Source organism: Paractinoplanes ovalisporus (genome assembly GCF_016834655.1).
Taxonomy (GTDB): Bacteria; Actinomycetota; Actinomycetes; order Mycobacteriales; family Micromonosporaceae; genus Actinoplanes; species Actinoplanes ovalisporus.
In genome coordinates this window covers 24,842-45,421 of record NZ_JAENHP010000023.1, presented here as the reverse complement: position 1 = coordinate 45,421, position 20,580 = coordinate 24,842, and the positions used below count along the sequence as shown (strand labels likewise).

Below are 20,580 nucleotides of genomic sequence, written 5' to 3'. Positions count from 1 at the left end.
GCCATGACAGCCATCAGCAGAGTGCACGCCCGGCAGATCCTGGACAGCCGTGGCAACCCGAGCGTCGAGGTCGACGTGGAACTGGCCGACGGTTCGCGGGGGCGGGCCGCGGTGCCGTCCGGCGCGTCGACCGGGGCCAACGAGGCGGTCGAACTGCGCGACGGCGACCCGCGACGCTTCCACGGCAAGGGTGTCGGCCAGGCCGTAGCCCACGTCAACGGCGAGATCGCCACCGCCGTCACCGGGCTCGACGCCGAGGACCAGGCCACGGTCGACGCGACGATGATCGAACTGGACGGCACCAAGGACAAGGGCCGCCTCGGCGCCAACGCGATCCTCGGCGTCTCCCTGGCCACGGTCAAGGCCGCCGCCGAGGCCCACCGCCAACCCCTTTTCCGGTACGTCGGTGGGGTCGGCGCCCGGTTGCTGCCGGTGCCGATGATGAACATCGTCAACGGCGGCGCGCACGCCGACAACCCGCTCGACTTCCAGGAGTTCATGATCGCCCCGGTCGGCGCGACGAGCTTCTTCGAGGCCGTCCGCATGGGTTCCGAGGTGTTCCACACGCTGCGCCGCTCGCTGGCCGAGGCCGGGCACAACGTCAACGTCGGCGACGAGGGTGGTTTCGCGCCGGCCTTCACCACCGCCGACGAGGCCCTCGACTTCGTGCTGCTCGCGATCGAGCAGAGCGGCTACCGGGCCGGTGCCGACTTCGCGATCTGCCTCGACCCGGCGAGCTCCGAGTTCTTCACCGACGGCCATTACGCGTACGCGGGAGAGGGTCTGACCCGGACCTCCGACGAGCACATCGATTATCTGCTCGACCTGGCCCGCCGCTACCCCATCGCCTCGATCGAGGACCCGATGGCCGAGGACGACTTCACCGGCTGGAAACGGCTCACGGCCGAGGCCGGCGACCGGCTCCAACTGGTCGGCGACGACGTCTTCTGCACCGACGCCGACCGGCTGCTCGACGGCATCGAGGGCGGCTACGCCAACGCGATCCTGGTCAAGGTGAACCAGATCGGCACGCTGACCGAGACGATCCGCACTGTCGAGACCGCGCACAAGGCCGGCTACCGCGTCGTCATGTCGCACCGCTCGGGCGAGACCGAGGACACCACGATCGCCGACCTGGCCGTCGGGCTGGGCTGCGGCCAGATCAAGACCGGTTCACTGTCGCGGTCGGACCGCACGGCCAAGTACAACCAGCTCATCCGGATCGAGGAGGAGCTGGGCGGCAGCTCAGAATTCGACGGGCGGGGCGTTGTACGGGGTGATCACCTGAACCGCTGACGGGTTGGTGCGCACCGGACCCGGCACCACCCCGTGGGCCTGCAGGACAGCGTGGCAGGCGCGCCTCAGGTCCGTACGCAGGTCGTGGTGCAGGACGGCGGAGGGCTTGCGCTCACGTAGCAGCATCGTGTTCTCGCCGTCGAGGTCGTGGGCGATGAAGACCTCGTACGGGTGGCCCTCGAACGCCTCGACCACGGCGGTGTTGCCGCCCGCGCCGGCATAGAGCGAATAGATCGCCCGGATGCCCGGGTGCTCGCGCAGCGCGGCGCGGATGGCCGGCACGGTGTTCCGATCGTCGACCACCTCGACCACGGGCCGCCGGTTCTCGGCCCGGAACCCGGCCGCCCGGTCGTCCTCACCGCGGAACGAGCCCTCGCCGCGCACCACGAGCACGTCGCCCGGGCGGTCACCGAGCCACTGGTCGATCAGGTAGGCGGTGGTCGCCCCGGCGGCGCGGTTGTCGATTCCCACGTACGCGATGCGGGGGCTCGCCGGCAGGTCGGTCACCAGCGTCACGAGCGGCACCCCCAGGCCACGCGTGGCGGCGACGACCTCGGGGAGGTCCGGCGCCTTGAGGATGACCCCGTGCGATCCCGACCGGCTGATCCGTCCGAGCGCCGGCACGACGTCGCCCTCGTGGAAGCGGGCCCGGAACACGGCCGGGCGCAGCGCCGGCAACTCGGCCTCCATCGCGGCCCGGATCGTCGCCGCGAACCGGGGCGGCGCCTGCACGACCACGTCGACCAGGAACGTGCGGCCACCCAGCCGCACCTGGTCGCGCTGCCGGTCGAGGTCGTCGATGGCGTGGTGCACCTCGCGGACCGTGCTCGCGCGCACCCCGCCCCGCCCGTGCAGCACCCGGTCGACCGTGGCCTCGCTGAGACCGGCCTGGGCGGCGATCTCGCGGATCCGGTAGGGCGGCCGCTTCATGCGTACACGATGAGGGCCTTTTGAGGGGTTCTCAAGGGTCTGCGGCGTCGCGCCCGGACTTAGCGTGACGGCATGACTGCTACCTGGTTCACCGCCGCCGACTGCCGACTGGAGGACTTCCGGGCCGTCTGCGAGCAGAAGACGGAGTTGACCGGCTATCCGCACGCGACCGACGTGGCCGGCAACGTGCTGATCTATCCCGGCGACCTGCCGAACACCCGCGAGATCCAGGGTGAGCTGATCCGGGCGCTGCGCGACGGACCCGGCATCGTGGTGTTCACCGGGGCCTTCGCGCCGGACGTGGTCGACCGGGCCACCGCGGTGTTCACCGCCCTGATCGACGAGCAGAAGGCGGCCGGCGTGCGCGGCGGCGACCACTTCGCGAAGCCCGGCGCCAACGACCGGGTGTGGGGCGCGCTCGACAAGTTCGCGCTGCGCGACCCGGCGGCGTTCGCCGCCTACTACGACAACAACACGCTGGCGCTGATCTGCCAGGCCTGGCTGGGCGTCGGCTATCAGGTGACCTCACAGGTCAACGTGGTCAACCCCGGCGGTCAGGCCCAGGTCGCGCACCGCGATTACCACCTCGGGTTCATGTCGCAGGAGCAGGCGCTGCGCTACCCGGCCCACATCCACACGCTGTCACCGGCGCTGACGTTGCAGGGCGCGGTCGCCCACGTCGACATGCCGGTCGAGACCGGTCCGACGCTCTATCTGCCGCACTCGCAGAAGTATCCGCCCGGCTACATCGCCTTCCACCAGCCCGAGTTCACCGCCTACTTCGAGGACCACCACGTCCAGTTGCCGCTGGCCAAGGGCGACGCCGCGTTCTTCAATCCGGCCCTGTTCCACGGCGCCGGCACCAACCGGTCCTCCGACGTACGCCGGATGGCGAACCTGCTGCAGATCTCGTCGGGTTTCGGCCGGGCCATGGAGGCCGTCGACCGCACGGCGATGGTGGCCGCCCTCTATCCGGTGCTGCTGTCCCACACGGGTTCGGTCGACAACGTCATCGCGGCGTCGGCCGAGGGTTACGCCTTCCCGACCAACCTCGACCGCGACCAGCCGATCGACGGCCTGGCCCCGCCGACGCAGGCTTCCCTGATGCGGCAGGCGGTGGCCGAGCGCCGGCCCGCCGACCGTTTCGAGGCCGAGCTGGCCGCCGCCGACACCCGCCGGGATTTTCGAAACCCCTGAGCGCGCTGCCGCTCTGCTTCAGCCGTCGGCGGGGGCGACCGCCCGGTCTCTGCGGGCGTCGTCCTGACCCCGTACGTGCCATCGGCTCGAATGAGTGGGATAGGCGCGCGTGGTGAAGGGCGTCGCGGTGCCGTCGAAGATCTCGACCATCGAACCGTCGAGGAACAGGCGGGGCGGCACCAGCGGTGACGCCGGCACCTCGAACTCGGCGACCAGCGTGTCGTCCAGCCACAGCGCGCCCGGGCCCGGTTCGAGGTCGATCGCCGGCAGGTCGGCCGCCGGGCGCGAGACCAGCACGTCGCCCACGAGCGACAACTCGCGGGCGTAGGTGAGGCAACCGGCCCAGTCGGCGGTGTCCGGGCGGTCGCGTTCCCACGCCCAGGCCCACATCAGCGTCCGGTCGGGCAGCGGCAGCAGCTGCGGGGCATAGAAGCAGGGCCCGCGGTCGAGCAGGCCGCCGGTCTGCGGGCGGAAGCACGGGCCGGGCAGCGTCAGGTCGCCGACCAGGTAGCGCACGCCCATCAACCCCTCCCGGCGCCACAGCGACACCACGAGCACCCAGCGGTCGCCGAGACGGACCAGGTTGGGGCACTCCCAGACGTCGGCCGGGGCGATCACGCCGGCCACCGGGTCGTCGCCGTCGAGCAGCACGCCGAGTTCGCGCCAGGCGGTCAGGTCGTCGCAGTCGTAGACCAGCACGCAGGGCTGCCCGTCGCCCCGGCCCGCGCCCTGGATCGCGTAGCGGTGGCCGAACGCCTCGAAGACGTACGGGTCGCGTACCTGGCTGACCGTGGGGTCGCGTGGGGGCCCGACGACGAGCGACGACGTCTGCTGCCAGGTCCGCATCGATCGGTCGCCGCGGGCCAGGAGCACGCCCGCCAGAGGCCGGTTGCCGTTGACCGCGCTGTAGACGGCGGTCGGCACGCCGTCGTCATCCACCACACAACCGGTCCAGCACCCGTACGCATCGGGCTCGCCCGGCCGGTTCACCAGCGCGACCGGTTCCGGTTGCCAGGTCACGAGATCGGCCGAGCTCATGTGCCCCCACTTGATGGCGGCATGCACGGGCGCATCGGGATTGTGCTGGAAGAACACGTGATAGCGGCCGCCCGCGAAGAAGCAGCCGTTCGGATCGTTCACCCAGCCCCGCTCGGGCCGCCCGTGCAACCGTGGAAACGTGGGATCGCCGGACATCACGTCTAGCGCGGGAAGCCCGGATAGAAGTAGCCCGGTGACCAGAACGGCGTGTGGCCGTAGTAGCCGTAGACCTCTTCGAGGTAGTCCCGTTCGGCCAGTTCGGGGTCGAAGCGCGGGGCCCCCGAGACGCGGTCCTTCGAGGTGTCGATGCGCACCTCGTCGTCGGTCACCTCGCGGACGGCGTCAATCGGGATGAAGGACGAGGTCGCCCCGAACCCGAGAATGCCCCCGTGCGCGACGTTCAGGAACCGGACCCGGCTCTCCTCGGCGTCGACCAGCAGGTCGGCGACCGTGCCGACCTCGGAGCCGTCGCTGTCGACGACCCGGCGTCCGCGGATGTCCTGCGCGGGATCGGCCACGATCTGATCGGTTTCCTTGAGCGGCTGCAACGTCGTCATCACCGTCTCCTCACCTGAGAACGGTGATTACCCCCGTACCGGCGTCTGATGCGTCCACCGGCAGGCCGCGGTGATGTCAGACGGATCGGCGCCGCCCGGTCGAGGCCGGCCACCTCTCACCCTGCGACTGCGCGCGGGGTCAGGGATGGGGCAGGCTCCAGATCTGGGACGGGGTGTCGGTGCAGGTCTGCAGCGCGAGCGGACCGTCGGGAAGGATTCCCAGGCACTTGCCGGAGCGGGCGTTGAAGAGCGCGCCGTTGGGCTGGGGGACCCAGATCTGGGCCACGCCGAAGTTGCACTCCCACAGCTGGATGCGGTCGCCCAGGTCGGCGCCCGCGTTGCCGCCGAGTGTCGAGGCAGCGGGTGGTGCCGGGGAACTGCAGGGCGCCTTCGCGGGTGAACGTCCAGCGCTGCGTGGGGGAGTCGGCGCACGGGACGGCGTTCAGCCGGGCGCCGTCCGCGTCGTCGGGCGGCTTCTCGATGCAACGGCCGTCTTCGGTTCTGGGGGCGGGCATTGCCGCGGGCGGGGAAGGGGGTGGGGAATCGGGCGGGAAGAGCCGGCGGGAGGCCAGGGCACCGGAGGCGAACACCAGGAGCAGCGTGAGCGCGGCGGCGGCCACCGTCAACGGGCGGCGGCTGCGGCGGGCGGGTGTGGGCTCGACGGTGGGCTCGGGCGGGCGAGTGGGAACACGTACGGTCACCTCGCCGTTCTGCCGCCACTGACGGCACCATTCGACGATCTGGGCCGGGGCCGGGCGCGCGTCCGGGTCGCGGGCCACGCACCAGCGGATCAGGGCGGCCAGCTGCGGGTCGACGCCGTCGAGATCGATGTCCTCCCGCATCGAGCGCATCCAGATCGACTCCAGCGTGCCCACGCCGTACGGCTTGCGGGCGGTCGCGGCGTGGGCGAGCGTCGCCCCGAGCGCGAACACGTCGGCCGCCGGTGACAGCGGTTCGCCGTTGAACAGCTCGGGCGCCGTGTAGCCGGGCGTGCCGACCGCGAGGACGGAGTTCGTGAGCCCGGTCTCGGCCAGGCCGCGCGCGATGCCGAAGTCGATGAGCCGGGGACCGGTCGGCGAGAGGATCACGTTCTGGGGTTTCACGTCGCGGTGGCAGATGCCGTGCGCGTGGACGTCGGCCAGGGCCTCGGCGAGCGCCGCCATCAGGGTGCGGCAGTCGGTGGCGGGGGCCGGACCGTTCGTGTCGATCGCGGCGGCCAGCGTCGGGCCGGGGACATATTCGGTGGCGAACCAGAACGGCGGCTCGTCCAGCTCGCAGTCGATCAGGGCGGCCACGTACGCGTTGCGGACCGTCCGCAACGTCTCGGCCTCGCGCCGGAAGCGGTCGAGGGCCTCGGGCTGATCGAGGTAGCCCGGGTTGATCACTTTGACCGCGGCCGGGCGGCCTCCGGGCGTGCGGCCGAGGAAGACCGTGCCCATCCCGCCGGAGCCGAGACGTCTCTCGATCTCGTACCGCCCGATCGTCGCGGGATCCACGAGCGGGAAGGATACGTGCTCACGGCGGGTGCGGAAAACTGTCGGTCCCCGATGGCACAATCCGCGGCACGTTCGACGGTGGGGGAGTTCCGATGGGTTGGGTGGCGGCTGGTGCCGACTACGAGGTCAGCCTCGACGGCAGCCGGGTGGTGGCGCGCAAGAGCGGGGGCAGACCGCTGAAAAGCCTGCCCAAGGCCCTGAAGGAGCACGAAGCGGTCGTCGGGCTGCGTCAGCTCGCCGAGTGGCTGAAACGCCACGAGGCCTCCGCCCGGGCCGAGGTCGAACGCTGGATGATCCGGTCGCTGCCGGTGCCGGCGGCGGTCATCGCCGAGGTCTGGGCCGACGAGACGTGGCGGGCCCTGCTGCGAGACGTGGTGGTCGTGCCGGTCACCGGCGACGGCGGGTGGGATGTGGCGGCCGCCGGGCTGCTGCGTCACGCCGGCGCCGACGGCCTGGGCGTGGTCGACCTCGACGGCGAGTCGGCCCGCATCACCGCGCCCGCGGTGGCGCTTCCTCATCCCGTACGCCTTCCCGACCTCGACGACCTGCGCGAGTTCGCCGCCGATCTGGGCGTCGAGCAGGGGCTGTTGCAGCTGTTCCGCGAGATCTGGCGCAAGCCCGAGGGCGAGGCCGAGCAGCGGGCCGAGCTGCGGCGCTATTCCGGCGCCCGTTACAAAGAGCTCCGCCACGTGCAGTCCCGGGCCACCTCGTCGGGCTACCGCGTCCAGGGCGGCATGGCCGTCTGCCGGGTCTGGGAGGGCGGCGCCACCTTCGTCGCGTCGGTCTGGATCGGCGACGGCGAACCCAGCTACGAGACCATCACGTCCGACCTGAGCTTCGCCGACCCGTCCGGTGAGCCGGTCGCGCCGGCCGACGTGCCGCCGGTGGCGTGGTCCGAGGGCCTCCGGATGGCCGCGACGCTGCACGCCGGCCGCGTCACCGACGAGGAGGGCGACCGATGAGCGAGAGCCTGCTGGAGTCCGGGGCGATCCTGCCCGGCGCCCCGACCGGCGACGCGGTCGACACCGTCACCGCCCGGTCCTACGAACACCCGGTTCTCCCCGGCCGCAGGGTGGTCCGGCTGGTCGGCGCCACGGTCGGGCCGGCCGAAGACATCACCATGGAGTTCCTCGGTTTCACCCCGGCCGCCGAGCCGGTTGCGGTCGGTCACGCCCGGCGCCAGGCGCTCGGCTTCCCGGCCTGGGCGCTGGTGCACGACCCGGCCAACGGCCGCCACGCCCTGGCCCTGGTCAAAGAGATGGAACGGCTGGCCCGGGTCGCCCGCAGCAAACCGGGCAACGCCAAGGAGGGCTACGACGGCCTGGCCCAGCGCCTCGGCGACGCCGCCCCGCAGTTCCTGCCGACCTTCTGGGAACAGGCCGGCCGCGCGTTCGTGGCGGCGGAAAATGCCCGGATGGCGGGCACCTGTTTCACCGAGGCCCGCCGCGCCGAACAGGTGCACGGCCTGGTCGTCGACGAGGACCGGGTGCGCGACGTGCACCTGGAGTTCGCGTTCGCGGGCGCGCTCACGGCGGCCATGCTGGCCGAATACTCCCGGGGCGTGGTCGGGCGGCGTGACCCCGCCGAGGCGTACGCGCTGGTCCGCACCCTCGCCCTGCGGCGGGTCGCCGGTGGCCTGGCCCCGCACGCGTCGATGGCGACCGATCTGGCCCGTCTGGCCAAGGCGGCCGGCCTCGACGCCGAGCACGAGGCCGACGAGGTGGTCGCCCAGCTGCTGACCTATCCCGCGATGGGCCGTTCCCACCCCTCGGTGTGGAAGAACTACCGCAAGAGCATCGTCCGGCTGGGCCGGCACGACGCCGCCGTCCGCGCCCGCCTGCTCGAGATCTTCCCCGAGCCCCCGGGCTGGGGCACCGACATCACCGACCAGTGGCTCGAACTGCTCGAAGCCTCGGGTGCGGCGGCCGACCTGATCGGGGCCGCCGAGCCGCCGGCTTCCCGCTGGCTCGAGAGGTTCCTCGCCGCCCGCGCGTCCGGCGGCGGCGTCGACAAGCGCAACACCCGCCTGCTCGGCCTGGTCGAGCGGATGATCCCCCGGTTGCTCACCGAGGGCGAGGTGCAGCTCGCCCCGAACCGCTACCGCGTCGACCTCGACGTGTTCGACCTGTGCCTGGCCGGCGGGGTCACGGTCGCCATCCCACCCGACCGCTTCCACGGCGCGCTCGACATCGACGACTGGGCCCGCGACCAGGGTCCGGGCCGCCGCGACCTGTCCGCCCTGGCCGCCGACGCGCGGTTGCGGCCGCTGCTCAAGCTGGGCGTGCGCAACGCCATCGGCCGGCTGCGCGACGGTCACGCCCTGACCAGCCCGGCCCTTCCCGTCCGTACGCTCGAACAGGTCTTCGGCGCGGCCGGCGTCCGCGAGGTGCTGGTCGAGATCGTCCGTGAGCAGACCAGCCGCGCTGCCACGGGCACGGTCGCCGGGCTCGACGTCTCGCTGACCGAGCTGGCCGCGCTGTGGTCGCCGAGCGGCATGACGCTGGTGCCCGAGGGCTTCCGCGAGCTGCTCGAGCTCGACCTGGGCGCGATCGTGGCGCGGAGCCTGCGCGCCGGACTGCCCGCCGAGTTCGCCTGGCCCGAATACGAGACGGCCGCCCGCGACAAGAAGAACCTGCGGTTCGGCGAGTCCTGGCCCGAGCTCATCGTCCACGACGACCAGTCGGCCCACGTGGTCACGCCCGGCGGCGAGGTCACCGAACACGTCTTCCGCATCCCGCCGACCGGCGAACGCTACGCCCGTGCCCACTATGCGCAGACGTCCTGCTTCCACGTCGACGGCGACCTCGTGGTGTCGTGGACGGCGGCCGACAACCCCGCGGCGTACTGGTCGTCGAACCCGGGTGACATCCACGAGAGCGACTGGACCCCGGGCCGCGCGGGCTGGGGAGTGCCGGCGCAACCGCTGCCCGTCCCCGGCGGCGGCCTCAGCACGGGCGTCCGGCCGGTGCACGCGGGCGACGTCCGTGGCCCCGGTGAGATCTATCCACTGGCGAGCGACGGTGAGGCGTTCTGGCGCTGCGAGTTCGTGACCGACGAGTCGGGCGTGTCCTCGTGGAGATGGCGCGAGTTCGATCCCCGTACGGGGGATGCGGGCCGTTTCAGCACCCCCGCGTTCCTGGCCGAGCTCGCGCCGGGCGAAGAGCTCAGGGCCGAGCGCTGCCAGCTGCGGCCCGCCGTCGACGCGTTCGCCGCCTCACCGCTCGGCGTGCGTGACGGGCTGGTCGGCTGGCGCTCGGTCACCGCCGGCGAGCTGCGGATCGGGGTGGGCATCGACGGCCGCCGGGTGACGCTGCCCGAGGCCACGCTCTACCGCGTCGGTCGCAGCAACAACGAGCGGCTGGCCGGTGCCCTGCTCATGCCGGGCTCGTCCGAGCCGCTGCCGGTGACCCAGGTCGACGGCTATCCCAAGGCCCGGGTGCGGTTGTGGACAGCCGACGGCGAACACCTGCTGGCCGAGGTGAGCGAAGGCTCCTACGCCCTGCCGCCGCTGGCCTGGTGGCACGCGCTGCGCACCCGAGACGAGGCCGGCTCGGCCGCGCTGCGCCAGATCGACGACAAGACGGCCACCCTGCTGCTCGCCGTCGACGCCGAGGTGACCGGCCCGAACGAGCTCCACGAGGCGGTGGCCGCCAACATCGCCGCCCACCTCCCGGCGGTCACCGACGACACGCTGCGCATGCGTATCGCCGAGATGGTGACCCGGGCCGTACGCATGCGCCGCCGCCTGGCCGAGATCCCCGACCACCTGGAGAGCGAAGCCGGTCAGACGCCGATGCTGCCGTCGGTCACCGACGACGCGCTCGACCGGGCGTGGGAAGGCCTGGTCCACGCCCACCGCGGCTACTACGGCGGCCACGCCGGGCGTCACCAGACGCTCGAACAGATCAGCCTGGTCGGGGCCGCGCTGCGTGAGGGCGGCGAACGGGGCGAGATTCCCGCGGTCGGCTCGGCCTGGACCTCGTTGCTGGCCGGGCTGGGCGGCGTCGCGCTGCGGGCCGCCGCGGCGGTGACCTCTGGAGAAGACCGGGAGGCCCTGGCCGCCTTCCTGGCCGAGGTCGCCGGCAGCCCGCTGGGCGGTGACGGGCCGCCGATGCGGGTGCTCGAGCTGACCCAGGCGCGCACGACCGAGAGCAAGGTGGAGTTCCGGCGTGACGGCGACCGGGTGACGGTGCTGTTCCCGCTGCAGCCGAACTACGACTACGGCAAGACGACCTGGCTGCGGAACGCCGTCCAGTTCTCCCCCGACGCCGTCTTCACGACCCCCGAAGGCACCAACGTGCGCGAGGAGGCCCGGCCCAGCCGCCGGTTGCAGGTACTCGCTTTTGTCGCCCTGCTCGCCGAGCGCGGCCCCGCGCCCTGGCGTCCGGAAGCGGCCGAGCAGTTGGCCGCCGCCACCGGCATGACCCGCGGCGAGGCCGTTCTGCTGCTGGCCGGGCTGCCCGGCATCGCCAAGTGGGAGACCAACTTCCTCACCACCGGCCAGCGCACCACACTCGGCCTTACCGCCGCCCACGCCAAGGTGGGCCGGGCCTCGCTGCGTGAGCTGACCGCGCCGCAGCGGCTGGCCCTTCTCGACGCGGCCATGCCGGCCGACCCGGCCGAACTGTGGCAGAGCGGGCCCGACGTGGCGGCCGTGGCCGAGCAGTGGATCCGGTTGCGGGGGCGGCAGATCGCCGTGCCCGACGACCTGGTCTCCGACCTCGCCCGGGTCGTCGACAACGCGCTGGCCGCGCCCGTGCTCCAGGCCGTCGCCGGGCCCCGCGCCGGTGACTGGCTCAACACCGACGGCCGCACCGAGGCCCAGGGCTACCACTACATCAAGACCGTCGCCGACGAGGGCACACCGTTCGAAGAGCCGTATCTCAAGGCGGTCGCGATCGCCCTGCCGTGGCTGGCCTACCGGTTGCGCTGGGAAGACCCGCTGCGGGCGGCGCTGCCCGAGGCGCTGCGCCTGGTGCGGGCCCGGCTGACCAACCCGGCCCTGCTCGTCGGCAACGGCTTCTATGAGAGCGCGAAACGTCCCGAGGCCGGGCCGGCGCTGGTCGACGGCGCCACCATGCATTCCTGGGTCACCTGCCACATCGCGCCGGCCAAGGTGTCCGGCGCCGACGACCCGGCGCTCGGCTTCGTCGACGAAGAGACCGCGACCGCGCTGCGCGTCGTGCTCTCCGACTGGATCGACGCCCTGGTGTCCACACCGGAGGGCGCCCACGGCGATCCGCGTGATCCCCGCGTCAGCGCGCCCCAGCTGGTGGCCGAGGCCGCCGGCCGGTTCGATCTGCCGCCCGACGCGGCCGCGTACTACCTCCAGCTGCTCGCGCTGCCCGACCCGACCGACAAGTCGGTGCAGGCCTTCAACGGCTGGAAACTTCCCGCCGTCCGCAAGGCCCAACAGGCCCTGGTCACGGCCGAGCTTGTGGTGCCGGCCAAACGGGAACGGGCCGGACGCCCGGTGTTCCTGCCCGGCGGCTGGCAGGCGGCCCGTGCCCCGCGCCTGCCGATGGAGAGCTGGAAGGAACAGTTCTTCCTCACCACCGGCAAGCAGCAGCTCGTGACCCGTCCGCTGCCCGAGCTGTTCGCCGCCGCCTGGGCCCGTGTCGTCGCCGGCGACGTGCCGCGTTACCGCGACCTCGAGGAGAAGCCGTGACCGCCCGTCAGATCGACCCGCCCGAACACCGCTACGCCGACGAGCTGACGTTCCTGGCCGAGGCCGACGGCGGCCCCCGCCCGCCCGGCTGGCGTCTCACCCCGCGCGCCGTCGTCACGTTCGTGGCCGGTTCGGGCGGGGCGCCGGTGCAGGGCCGGGTCATCGAACCCAAGTTCGTCGGCGAGCGGGCCCTGGTCGAACGCTGCGTGGTCACGCTGGCCGGCGAGCGGGGGCTGCTGCTGGTCGGTGAACCCGGCACGGCCAAGTCGATGCTGTCCGAGCTGCTCGCGGCCGCGATCTGCGGCACGAGCGCGCTGGCTGTGCAGGGCACCGCGGGAACCAGCGAAGACCAGCTCCGGTACGGCTGGAACTACGCCCTGCTGCTGGCCAAGGGCCCGTCGTCCGAGTCGCTGATGCCCTCGCCGATCTTCACCGCGATGCGCACTGGGGCGGTGGCCCGCGTCGAAGAGATCACCCGCTGCCTGCCCGAGGTGCAGGACGCCCTGGTCTCGATCATGTCGGAGCGCCGGATCAGCGTGCCCGAGCTGGCCGGCCAGGACGAGGCGACCAGCTATGCCGTGCCCGGCTTCTGCCTGATCGCCACGGCCAACCTGCGTGACCGCGGCGTGTCCGAGATGTCGGCCGCCCTCAAACGCCGGTTCAACTTCGAGGTCGTGCCGCCCATCGCCGACCTCGACGCCGAGGTGGCGCTGGTGACCCGGCAGGCCCGGGCGGCCGTCGAGCGGGGCGGGGCCACGTTCGCGGTCGACGACGCGGTGCTCGAGACGTTGGTGACGGCGTTCCGCGACCTGCGTACGGGCAGCAGCGCCGAAGGCTGGGAGGTGGAACGCCCGTCGTCGGTGATGAGCACGGCCGAGGCGGTGGCGGTGGCGGCGTCGATCGGCCTGTCGGTGGCCTACCTGCCCGGCCCCGATCCGCTGTCGCTGCTGCCCGGCCATCTGCTCGGCGTGGTCCGCAAGGACGACCCGGCCGACGCCGAACGCCTGCTGGCCTATTGGGACGGCGCCCTGCGACGCCGGGCCGAGGCGGGCGCCCGCATGTGGCGGCAGTTGTGGGAACACCGGGACGTGCTGCGTGACTGACCCCCGCGCGCAGATCACCCGCCTGGCCGGCGACGCCCGCGTCCAGCTGATCGGCGTGCGCCACCATTCCCCGGTCCTGGCCGCCGCGGTGCCGGCCCTGCTCGACGCCTTCGCTCCCGCGACGGTCCTGGTCGAGTTGCCGGCCGAGATGCAGTCGTGGTTGCGCTGGTTGGCCGACCCGTCCACGGTCGCACCGGTAGCACTGGCCGCCGCGACTCCCGACGGGCCGCTGGCGTTCTACCCGTTCGCCGATTTCAGTCCCGAGCTGGCGGCGTTGCGCTGGGCCGAGCGAAACGGCGTTCCTGTCGTCTGCTGCGATTTGCCGCTCTCCGATCCGGCTTGGCAGTCTCGTTCCGCCGCTTTCGGCTCCGCCGCATCCGGCGCGGCGTCTGGTTCGGCGGCGTCTGGTTCCACCGCGCCCAGTTCTGCTGCGTCCAGTTCCACTCCGCCCGGTTCAGCTGCGTCTGGTTCCACCGCGTCCGGCTTTGCGCCGCAGGGTTCTGTCCCGTCCGGATCCGCGCTGTCCGACTCCGCCTCGTCCGGCTCCACTGCGCCCGGATCCGTGCTGCCCGGCTCCGCCTCGTCCGGCTCCATTGCGCCCGGATCTGTGCTGCCCGGCTCCGCCTCGTCCGGCTCTACTGCGCCCGGATCCGTGCTGCCCGGCTCCGCCTCGTCCGGCTCCACCGCGCCGGGTTCCGCGCCGCCTGTTCCCACTGCGCCGGGTTCCGCGCTGCCGGGTTCTACTGCGCCGGGTTCCGCGCTGCCGGGTTCCGCGCTGCCGGGCTCGACCGCACCAGGCGCTGCCCTGCCTGCCTCCGCCGGGGCAGCGCCGTCTGCTTCCCGCCGTGACTCGGAGCCCAGGCGTGAGAACGTGTCTCCCGATCCTGTCGCCGCTACCTCGGGTGCGGGTCGCGATTCGGAGTCTGTTTCCGGAGCCGCACCCCGGCCGAACGTCGGGGCGGCGGCTTCGGGTCATGCTGCTCACGCCGCGCCGGCCGGGTCGGGCGCTGAGCCCGCCGACGGAACGGCCCCGCAGGGTTTCGGACTCGCGACTCCAACCGATACCGACTCGGGCCTGGAGACGGATTCCCTTTCCACGCCTCATGTTCACGAAGGGGAGCCTCAGCTCTCGGCCGATCCACAGGCCGATGGCGCACCGGGTCCGGGCGGCGCGTTGAGGCTGGGGGACGCTGTGCACGCGACCCTGTCGGGACGGGCGGGCGAGGATCTGTGGGACCGCTGGGTCGAGGCGGCGGCGCCGGGCAGTTCGCCCGATTCCGTGCGACGGGCCGCGCTCGCCGCGGGGTGGGCGCTGCGTCACGACGCCACCCACGACGGCATCGACACCGTCGACCTGGCGCGTGAATCCGGGATGCGCGGCCATATCGCCCAGACAACCGGCCGCGTCTCGGTTGTCGTCGGTGCCTTTCACGCGCCCGCCCTCCTGGAAGGGCCAGTTCCGCAAGCCTTCGCACGCTCCACAACCGACGTCGAGGCCGCGCTTCCGTCAGCAGAACTCCCAGCCCACCTACAGCCTCCCACCGCAGCGCAGCCGCCCGTTGCGCCTGCGCCCGCGGTGCCCGTTGCGCCTGCCCCGGTTGTTCCCGGTGCGACCCGGCCCCACGGCGCTGGGCCTGACTCGGGCCGGACTCCGGCGTCAGAGGCGGGGGAGCCGGGTGGGATTGCGCCGGTTCCGGGGGCCGCGCCGCTTGGGGTGGCGGAGCCGGGTGGGGTTGCGGCGGTTCCGGGGGTCACTTCGCGTGGGGAGGGGGAGCCGGGTGGGGTTGCGCCGGTTCCTGGGGTCACGCCGCGTGGGGAGGGGGAGCCCGGTGGGGTTGCGGCGGTTCCGGGGGTCACTTCGCGTGGGGAGGGGGAGCCGGGTGGGGTTGCGCCGGTTCCTGGGGCCGCGCCGCGTGGGGAGGGGGAGCCCGGTGGGACTGCGGCGGTTCCGGAGGCGACGCCGCGTGGGGTGGCGGAGCCGGGGGTCACGCCGCTTGGGGTGGCGGAGCCGGGTGGGGTTGCGGCGGTTCCGGGGGTCACGCCGCGTGGGGCGGGGGAACCGGTTGTCTCGTTGGTGCCGTACACGTTTGATCTGCTTGATGCGCGGTCGGGATATCCGGCGGGGATTCGGGATCCTCGGTGGCAGCAGGCGGTTTTCGACTGTGGGGCCGTGCCGGGCCTGATTCGGCTGGCGGCGGACCGGTTCGCGGTTGAGGTTGCCCGGGAGTTGCGCGGGCTGGGGCAACCGGCGGGGCCGGGGGAAGCCGCTGAAGTGGCGCGGCTGGCGGGGGATCTGGCGTCGCTCCGGGGGCTGCCCGCGCCGGGGCGAGGAGAGCTGGTCGAGGCGCTTCAGACCGTGCTGGCGCAAGGGGCGCCGGCCGGCGTGGGGCGTGGGGTGGCCCGGGCCACGGAAGAGGTGCTGGTCGGGCGGCGCCGGGGGCGGCTGCCGAAAGGGGCGCCGGTCACGGGGCTCCGGCCCGCGGTCGAGAAGGAACTCGAGCGGCTCAAGCTGGCCGGGCCGGGGGAGAAGTGGCAGCGGGTACGGCTCGATCCGCTGCGGTCGCCGACCGATCGGGCTCGGGAGCTGGCGATCCGGCGGCTCAATGCTTGTGGTGCGCAGTACGGGAGTGCGGGGACGGCCGGGCCGGTCCCGGGTGGGGAGGCGCTGACCAGCACGTGGCGGGTGGAGTGGACGCCGGCCTCGGACGCGGCCCTGGCCATCGCGGGGCTGCACGGGGTCACACTCGCCCAGGCGGCCGAGGGAGTGCTGGGCGGTCGGCGGCGCCGGGAACTGCGGGCCGGCGGGCCCACGGTCGAGCAGGCCCTGGACGGGCTCGAAGAAGCGGCCCTCTGCGGGTTGCCGGGGTTGGCTTCGGAGCGGCTTTCCGACGTACGGGAAACGGTTTGTCATGCCGCCGGAATCGAGCAGATCGTGGCCGCGCTGCGCCTCCTCGGACGCCTCGAAGCCACGATGCCACGCGCGACTCCCGGCGATGCGGACGTGTCTCCGAGAGCCGGCGAGGTGCATGCGACGTTGCCGGTGAGCGCCGGTGATCGGGACGTGCCGCTGTCTGCGGGGGTCGGTGGGGTGCATGTGACGTTGCCGGTGAGCGCCGGTGATCGGGACGTGCCGCTGTCTGCGGGGGTCGGTGGGGTGCATGCGACGTTGCCGGTGAGCGCCGGTGATCGGGACGTGCCGCTGTCTGCGGAGGCCGGCGAGGTGCAGGCGACGTTGCCCGCGAACGTCGGCGATGTGGACGTGACGCCGCCTGCCAGCGCTGGTGATGGGGACGTGACGTTGTCTGTGGGTGCCGGCGATGTGCCCGCGACGTTCCCGGGGAGTGCTGGCGAGCCGGGCCCGATGCCGCATGTGGGTGCCGGAGCGACGCCGCCGACGTTGGGTGCGGGGCGAACGACGGCGCTGGTGGGTGTGGGTGCGGTCCGGGATGACGTGCATGCGGCGGCGGTCGCGGCGGTGGGTGGGCTTGCCGGGTCGACGCGGGTCGGGGATGCGCGGGCGCTGCTCGACCTGGTTCAGGCGGCCGATGAGGGTGGGCGGCGGCTGCGGCTCGGGCGGGCGATCAAGACGCTCGCGCGGGACGGGTCGCCTCTGATGCGCGGGGCGGCGGCTGCGGTCGGCGTGCTTCTGGGGCATGAGGAGCCACGGGCTTTCGGCGTACGGCTGGGGTCCTGGGCCGATCTGCCCGGGGCGGAGGCCACCGATCGTCTGCGTGGCGCGCTCAGCGTGGCCGGGGCGTTGCTGCAATCGGGTGGGGAAGCGCTGACACCGCTGCTCGACGTGGTCGACGAGATGCCGGATGAGGAGTTCGTGCGGCGGTTGCCGGCGCTCCGGGGCGGGTTCGACGCGTTGAGCCCGGCCGACCGTGACCGTCTGCTCGAGACGATCACCGACCGGCACGGTGCGTTCTCGGCTGAGCTGCCGACCGATGCGGCCACCGTCGCGTCGTGGATGGCGGCGGATCGGGGCGGGCTGAACGCCGTACGGGAGCTGGGGTTGGCTCCTCCCGAGCGGACCGGGGACGGTGCCGTGCCCGAGCGCGGGATCGTCCCGGTGGAACGCTGGCGGCTGCTGCTCGGGCGGGAGAGTGACCAGCTTCCTGCGCGGCAGCGGCGGCTGGCGACCGCGCTCGACGAGCTTTACGGCGCGGGGCGGGGCGAGGGGGCGTACACGGTCGGGGGTGGTGCTGGGCGCGAGGCGGCCTACCCGGAAGTACGTGACTGGTTGTCCGATGTGGAGGCCCTGTTCGGGGCGGATGTCCGCGACGAGGTTCTGGCCCGGGCGGCCGAACGGGGACGGCTCGACGCTGTGCTGGCGGCCGACCCGGACCGCGTACGGCCGTCGATCGATCTGCTGCACACCGTGCTCTCGCTCGCCGGTGGCCTGCCCGAAGCGCGGCTGGCCAAGCTGCGGCCCCTCGTCGCGAAGCTCACCTCGGAACTCACCGCGAAGCTGGCCCGGCGGATCCGGCCGGCGCTCACCGGCATCGGCACCCCGCGGCTGACGACACGCCCGACCGGACGGCTCGACCTGGCCGCGACCGTGCGCCGTAACCTGCACACCGTGCGGCCCGATGCCGCCGGGCGGCCGCAGATCCTCCCGGAACGGCCGGTGTTCCGCAGCCCGGGCCGGCGCAGCGTCGACTGGCAGGTGATCCTGCTGGTCGACGTGTCGGGCTCGATGGAACAGTCCACGATCTGGGCCGCGCTCACGGCGTCGGTGCTGGCCGGGGTGCCCGCGCTGCGGACGCACTTCGTCACGTTCTCGACCGAGGTGATCGACCTGACCGACCGCGTGACCGACCCGCTGTCGCTGTTGCTGGGCATCCGGGTCGGCGGGGGTACGCACATCGCGGCCGCACTGCGGTACGCCCGCCAGATGAGCGTCGTCCCCGCCCGCACGATGGTCATCACGATCAGCGACTTCGAGGAGGGGTTCCCGCTGGGCGACCTGCTGGGCGCGACGCGGGCGCTGGTCGACGACGGGACCACGCTGCTCGGCTGCGCCAGCCTCGACGACCGGGGGCAGCCTCGCTACAGCACCGGCGTGGCGGGCCAGCTGGTCGCGGCCGGGATGCCGGTAGCCGCACTGAGCCCGGCCGAGCTGGCCGGATGGATCGGGGACCGGGTCCGATGAGCCTGCCTCCGGTGGATCCCGCGGTCACGGCCGAGGCGGTGGCGGCGTTGCCCGCGCGGTTGAAGAGCCGGGTCGACGCCGCGGTCGACCAAGCCCGTACGTGGCCCTGCCACACCGACGGCACCACGGTGACCGTGCACCCCGACGACAAGACGACGGTGACGCTGACGGTCCCGGTGGTGTCGGCCGGGGACGCCACTTGCAGTTGCCTGTTGGCGCCGCGCTGCCTGCACCGGGCGGCGGTCCTGAGCGCGGCGCCCATCCTGACCGAGGTCGGCTCGCATTCCGGGGGTGGGCCGCCGGAGGTCGCTTCTTCGCTTTCTGGGGCGCCCGTCCGGGCCGGAAGCGGGGACGGGCGTGATGCCGGATCGCCCGCGTCAACGGGGACTCCGGAAAGCGGGCCGGGTGCAGCGGATGGGGAGCCGGCCACTGTCGGTGAGACAGCCCGGCCGCTCGAGTGCCACAGCGAGGGATCGGCGCGTTCCGGTGCACCGGGCTCGGCTGAGGCGAAGCGCGGGTCGGTGGCAGCGGCGGGCGTGCCGGTCAGTGCCGCTCAGCGCGGAGCGGCGGCCGGGCTGTGGGCGGTGGCGGCCGACGTGCTGGCCGGGGGTGTTCCCGGAGGCGGGGCGGTGGCTCAGGCGGCGCTGCTGCGGGCCGTTCATTCGGCTCGCGCGGCGGGGCTGCACACGGCGGCGGCTGCGGCGGTGCGGGTGGTCGAGCATCTGCGGGCCGCGCGGCGGGACGATCCGGCCTTCCAGCGGGGCGACCTGGCCGACGACCTCCGGGAACTGCTCCTCACCTGCCACCGCCTCGGGCGGGGCGAGGCGAGCGCGGTCGGGGTGGCCCGGCGTGGCTACCAGCCGGTGGGTGACTTGCGGTTGTTCGGGCTTTTCTGCGAGCCCGTACGGGCGGCGACCGGTCACGCGGGCGCCGTCACCTACCTGGCCGATCCCCGGGGGCGTACGTGGGTGGTCTCCGACGTCAAGCCGGCCGAGCCGTCCGTCGCCCTCACCGCGACCCGGGGCTCGGTCGACCTGGGCGAGGTACGGCTCAGTCACCGCGACCTGTCCCGGGCCGGCCTGCGGGCGATCAACGCGCACGCGTCACCGGCCGGCCGCCTCAGCCACGGCCGCGCACGCCAGGCTGTCACCGCTCCCGGAACGGGCTGGTTCGACGAGCCACTGGACGCCCTCTGGCGCGTCAGCCTGGCGGCCCAGGTCGACCGCTGGCTCACCGCGGCCGCACAGCCGGTCCACGAACGCCCGGCCGCTCACGACCTGGCCTTCCTGGAGGGCGTCATCCTCGGCGCCGACCGCCGCGGCCTGCTCCTGGCCGTCCAGCTCCCGGCGCCGCCAGACGCCCAGCCCACCCGCGACGCCGACGCCGAGTCGAGCCGCGTTGTCGACGCCCCATCCAGTCGTGAGGGCGATGCTCAGCCCGGCCGTGGTGTTGACGCTGGTGCAGGCCATGACGGAGATGGGGGCGTGGGGGCTTCGGCCGGGGGTCGGGAGATCACCGTGGTTGTCGGGGTGCCGCATGAGGATCCGGCGCTTCCGTATGTGGGGAATCTCCGTCTGCTGGCCGAGCACGCCGTGGGGCGTTCGGTTCGCGTTGCCGGGCGGTTTTCCGGGGCCTGCCGGGTGGAGGGGCTCGCGGTGGCGGCGGAGTGGCTTCCGGACCGGTACGGCGGGCATGTCGACCTGGGGGCCCAGCGGCTGACCAGGGCAGATGTTCCTGGGTCGACCGGTGGTGAACGGCCGGTGGTCGCTGACCGGGCGGGGCCTCCGCTGCACCTTGTGCGACATCAGCTCGAGCGTGTGGCTGCTGCGGGGCGGGCGGCTCTGCTGTCGGGGGCCGAGCAGGACGCCGCGCGCCTGGCTGTGGCCCACCTGGCGACGGCCGCGGCGGTGGTGGGGGCGCTGGCCGAGGCGGGCGTACGGCGTACGCGGGATGTCTTCGGACGCCTCGACCCGCAGGATTCCCGGCACTTGGCTCAGGCTTGGCTCGCCGCTGCCGTCTATGAGCAGGCAGCCTCCGCCGAGGCGACCCGTTCCGCCTGGACGTGACGGACCACCCCGCGCCCGGAGTGGGGGTGGTCACCTGTCGGGGGACTCGGCTTGTCGGGGACAGCCGGTAGTAT

11 protein-coding genes are annotated in these 20,580 nt (G+C 73.2%); 7 read left to right on the top strand and 4 right to left on the bottom strand.

Features of this window, described 5'->3' with window-relative positions; genetic code table 11:
* Positions 1-3: 3 nt before the first annotated feature.
* Positions 4-1,296, top strand: coding sequence for a phosphopyruvate hydratase (gene eno, locus JIG36_RS41630; RefSeq protein WP_203382276.1), 1,293 nt, complete (start codon positions 4-6; stop codon positions 1,294-1,296).
* Here the strand turns inward: eno and JIG36_RS41625 are convergent.
* Entirely contained in the window at positions 1,246-2,226 is a 981-nt protein-coding gene (locus JIG36_RS41625; protein WP_203382274.1) for a LacI family DNA-binding transcriptional regulator, read from the bottom strand. The genes eno and JIG36_RS41625 overlap by 51 nt on opposite strands.
* A 72-nt stretch (positions 2,227-2,298) precedes the next feature.
* On the opposite strand from JIG36_RS41625, the gene JIG36_RS41620 reads away from it, so the two are divergent.
* On the top strand, positions 2,299-3,423 hold the full coding sequence (locus JIG36_RS41620) for a phytanoyl-CoA dioxygenase family protein (protein ID WP_203382271.1): 1,125 nt from the start codon (positions 2,299-2,301) through the stop codon (positions 3,421-3,423).
* 18 nt (positions 3,424-3,441) lie between these two features.
* Here the strand turns inward: JIG36_RS41620 and JIG36_RS41615 are convergent, their stop codons facing one another.
* From JIG36_RS41615 to JIG36_RS54840, 3 genes are all read right to left on the bottom strand, one after another.
* A complete protein-coding gene (locus tag JIG36_RS41615; protein ID WP_236049270.1) occupies positions 3,442-4,617 on the bottom strand; it encodes a glycoside hydrolase family 32 protein in 1,176 nt (391 codons plus the stop codon).
* A gap of 5 nt (positions 4,618-4,622) precedes the next feature.
* Positions 4,623-5,018: a PRC-barrel domain-containing protein gene (locus JIG36_RS41610; RefSeq protein ID WP_203382267.1), complete on the bottom strand. Its 396-nt coding sequence runs from the start codon at positions 5,016-5,018 to the stop codon at positions 4,623-4,625.
* A gap of 116 nt (positions 5,019-5,134) precedes the next feature.
* Positions 5,135-6,514: a protein kinase domain-containing protein gene (locus tag JIG36_RS54840; protein ID WP_203382265.1), complete on the bottom strand. Its 1,380-nt coding sequence runs from the start codon at positions 6,512-6,514 to the stop codon at positions 5,135-5,137.
* A gap of 92 nt (positions 6,515-6,606) precedes the next feature.
* Here JIG36_RS54840 and JIG36_RS41600 point away from each other — a divergent pair, with 92 nt between their 5' ends.
* The 5 genes from JIG36_RS41600 (at position 6,607) to JIG36_RS41575 (ending at position 20,506) form a co-directional block, all read left to right on the top strand.
* Positions 6,607-7,476 (top strand): DUF4132 domain-containing protein, encoded by an 870-nt coding sequence (locus JIG36_RS41600; RefSeq protein WP_203382262.1) that lies wholly within the window; start codon positions 6,607-6,609, stop codon positions 7,474-7,476.
* Complete coding sequence (locus tag JIG36_RS41595) at positions 7,473-12,182, top strand: hypothetical protein (RefSeq protein ID WP_203382260.1); 4,710 nt, start codon at positions 7,473-7,475, stop codon at positions 12,180-12,182. Before JIG36_RS41600 ends, JIG36_RS41595 begins: the two co-directional genes overlap by 4 nt.
* Positions 12,179-13,285 (top strand): ATP-binding protein, encoded by a 1,107-nt coding sequence (locus tag JIG36_RS41590; protein WP_203382258.1) that lies wholly within the window; start codon positions 12,179-12,181, stop codon positions 13,283-13,285. Before JIG36_RS41595 ends, JIG36_RS41590 begins: the two co-directional genes overlap by 4 nt.
* A 148-nt stretch (positions 13,286-13,433) precedes the next feature.
* Positions 13,434-18,440, top strand: coding sequence for a DUF5682 family protein (locus tag JIG36_RS41580; protein WP_369076888.1), 5,007 nt, complete (start codon positions 13,434-13,436; stop codon positions 18,438-18,440).
* Positions 18,437-20,506 (top strand): SWIM zinc finger family protein, encoded by a 2,070-nt coding sequence (locus tag JIG36_RS41575; RefSeq protein ID WP_236049269.1) that lies wholly within the window; start codon positions 18,437-18,439, stop codon positions 20,504-20,506. The genes JIG36_RS41580 and JIG36_RS41575 overlap by 4 nt, the downstream gene beginning before the upstream one ends.
* Positions 20,507-20,580 lie beyond the last annotated feature (74 nt).